Below are 3,642 nucleotides of genomic sequence, written 5' to 3' on the forward strand. Positions count from 1 at the left end.
TCATCGGTTCATCGGTTCATCGGTTCATCGGTTCATCGGTTCATCGGTTCATCGGTTCATCGGGCCGCTACTGCGCCATGATGCAGACAGCAGCGCTGACCGGTTAAACTATCCTGACAATCTGACATCCGGCCCAAGGCCGGCCACAGCTTGTGGACTAGCTGCCCCTCCGATCCCTGTATCTGGATTAGATGGCTTGGTGCGATCAGTCCCGCTTCCCGTGAAGCGTGATGTGGCGGTCACCGGCGCGAGATCAGCTGCAACCATCCTCCACTTTTTATCCCGATCAGAACGGAAGGCGCGAAAGCAATGCGGCCGACCGCCAACTGTGGTTCGCTTCTGCTTGAGGCTCGAACAACGCCTCCGGCCGATCCCCATACCTATGCCCGCAATTCTACCAACCCACTGACTGCCTGACAGGCAGGGCGGTGCCTTGCCTCGATTGTGCTCAAGTCCCTCACAGGAGAGTTTCAAAATGACAAACCAGTCCTCAGACACCCAGCCCGCCCTTCGTGCACGCACCACCTCGGTTCGGGGCGGTCATTTGACCAGGTTCAAGGGCCAGGTGGCAAGTATTGCGCCGGGGCTTTTGTTGGTGGCGACGGCTGCTGTGCTGTTCACTGGCAGCGCAGCACAGGCCGCCAATGAGTGTGGGACGGACGAGGTTGGTCAAGACACCGTCACATGTGACGCACCCACTGATCCTGGCACGAACCCCTATGCTGATGGCATCACCTATACCGGATCAGACGGGCTTACTCTGATCGTTGATGACGCTGCGATTGAGGTGGGTGGTTCTGGGGTGCGCGTGGTTGGGCCGAGTGGCAGTGATCTTTCTGTGCAACTGGATCGCGGTACAGTCACCACGGATGGGTCAGTTGGTTTCGCGCCTGGGCTTTTTGTGCAGATCGACAACGATGCTAGTACGGCCGCGGTGATGGCACATGTGAGCGAAGGGGGGGAGGTCAATACGACAGGTGCTATTGCTCATGGGCTTTTGGCGAGCAACGAGGGTGAAGGCGCTGCGACGGCGGAAATGGAGGGTGGCGCGGTTACCACGCATGGGGAAGGTGCTTACGGGCTTTGGGCGGAGATCAAGAACGAGGAGAGCACCGCCGCCGCGACGGCGGTGCTCGCCGAAGAGGAAGGAGTTGTCACTACGTTCGGTGATAAAGCCGTTGGGCTTTATGCGAAAACCAAGGGCCGTGGCGCTGCGATTGCGAAAATGCAAGGCGGGACGGTCACCACGGGTATTGGAAACACCACGGAAGTCAAAAATGCTCACGGACTTTATTCGATGATCTCCAATGCGGACAGTACAGCCACAGCAACGGCGCTACTGGAGGGCGGTATGGCAACCACAAATGGGGCCGATTCCCATGGCCTGTATGCGGTGATCCAAAACCAGGCAAGTGACGCCAATGCGCTTGTGGAAATGGCGGGTGGCACGGTCACCACGCATGGGGCCGATTCCCATGGCTTGTATGCGGATAACGATGGCATCGGCGATGCGACAGTGCGCTTGACCAGAGGGTTTGTCGAGACGGCTGGGGAAGCTTCTGACGCGCTTCTCGCGATGGCAACCGGCGACCAAGGCCCTGGCAATGCGACAGTGCAAATGACTGAAGGAAGTGTCCACGTGAAAGGTCGCTATGCCAGTGGGCTTGTGGCGGTCACTTCCTTTGGTGGTGGTTCCGCGCTGGTGGAAATGGAGGGCGGTACCGTTACTGCCGAAGGGGGTAGTGGGCTTTTTGCATGGGTCGGCAACACGGAGAGTGATAACACGGCGACTGCGCGCGTGACTGGAGAGGCGAATGTCAGTACCCGCGGTAACCGTGCCCATGGGCTTTTGGCGAGCAACGTGAGCGGAGGCCTTGGCCATGCGCTTGCGGAAGTCAATGGCGGCTCGGTTACCACAGAAGGGCAAGGGGCAAACGGGGTTTATTCGTGGATCGTCTTCGTGGAGGGTAGGGGTACGGCAACGGTGCGTATATCCGAGGACGAAGAAGCGGAAATCGAGACGAGAGTCGAGACGAAGGGGAATAAATCCCATGGGCTTTATGCGTATATCCCTGGCTTTGGCGATGCGCTTGCCGAAATGAAGGGTGGAACAGTTACCACGCATGGGGATGACGCTCACGGGCTTGGGGCCATAATTGCCGGAAACACTTACAACATGGCGAGCGAAGCCACGGCGACCGTGCAGATCATCGCAGGGGAGGTCATGACGCATGGTCGCGGGGCCTATGGGCTTTATGCTGAAAACAATGCGAGTGGAGATGCGATAGCCCAAATGGATGTCGGCACAATCACCACTAAAGGAGAAAGTGCTCACGGGGTTTGGGGGGAATCGGCCCGCGGGCAGGCCGTTGCCCGTCTGGGCAAGGGCACGGCGGTTACAGCTTCCGGAACGGACGCAGACGGGATCCGCGCTAGGGGTGCGACAGGCTTTGACGTAGATGTGGCGGGGTCTGTAACCGGCGGCGCTGGCGTTGGCGCCGCGATCCGCACGACCTCCCACGCTGGCGGGACGATTGACATCGCTAGGGGCGCTACCGTGACGGCGGGAGTGTCTGGTCTTGCGATACAGGTCGAGGATGGCGCTGTGGAGATCAAATCGGAAGGGGACATCACCGGTGATATTCGTCTTGGGGCGGGTAACGATATCCTGGAACTGAAAGATGGCCGTTTTGCCGGTGATATCTATGCCGGTGAGGGCAACGATACAGTCACCATTTCCGCGGCAACCACCTATGATGGCTCCTACACACTGGACGGCGGTGATGGCGCGAATGATCAGCTGATTTTGAATGGTCAGAACATATTAACGACAGCGGGCCACCTCAAAAACTGGTCGGGGATCGCGCTGAATAAGGCGGAGTTGACCCTGGCTTGGGTCACGACAGTAGATATGGATCTCTCGATCGACGCCGGGTCCGCGTTCCGCGCGTTCGGCGTAAAAGGGGGCATGACGATCGCAGGTGATAAAGTGACCAATGACGGCTCTGTCGTCTTCAGCGTTCAGGACGGGGTTGCGGGGGATGCGATCACCATAGACGGGAATTACGGCGGATCGGGAACAAGTGTCTTTGCGCTGGATGCGCGTATGGATGGCACGGGCACCGACAGTCTTCACTTCACCGGCAATATGTCAGGCGATATGGAGTTGTCGATCGCCAGCGTGGGCAGCGCCGATGCCGCGGACACCCCGCTTGCGATCGACGTGGTCACGGTTGACGGCGAGGCGAACGGGACGTTCACATTGGTGGGTGGCAACCATATCACCCCGGACGGGGAGGGTGCCATTATTTCAGGCGTCTACCTCTACACACTGGCCGAGGCCGCGGATGGCCGCAGCTGGGCGTTGAGCGCGCTGTCAGAGAGCGGTGAAGTCACCTATCAACCGTCCGCGCCGGTCTATGACAGCTATGGTGCGTCGCTGCTGGCGTTCAATGCGCCCTCTGCACTGCACGAACGGGGCAGTGCGCAGGACTTCCGGAGCCTGGCCTGGGGCGGCGCAGGTACTGACGCGGCTGATCAGGATACGGGCACGCCGCTGTGGATCCGGATGGGGACAGAGCAGCTCACCACGTCGGAAGAGCACAGCACCACAGGGGCGGCACTTGAGAGCAGTCTGTGGGA

Annotated in this window: 1 protein-coding gene; it reads left to right on the forward strand. The window is 59.6% G+C overall.

Annotation, left to right across the window (positions count from 1 at the left end; all coding sequences use genetic code 11):
* Positions 1-475: 475 nt before the first annotated feature.
* Positions 476-3,642: pertactin-like passenger domain-containing protein (locus SLH47_RS26105; protein ID WP_320244058.1), on the forward strand; the 3,167-nt coding region annotated here is incomplete at its 3' end.

The organism is Cognatiyoonia sp. IB215182 (assembly GCF_033963905.1).
In the GTDB taxonomy this organism is placed as follows: domain Bacteria; phylum Pseudomonadota; class Alphaproteobacteria; order Rhodobacterales; family Rhodobacteraceae; genus Yoonia.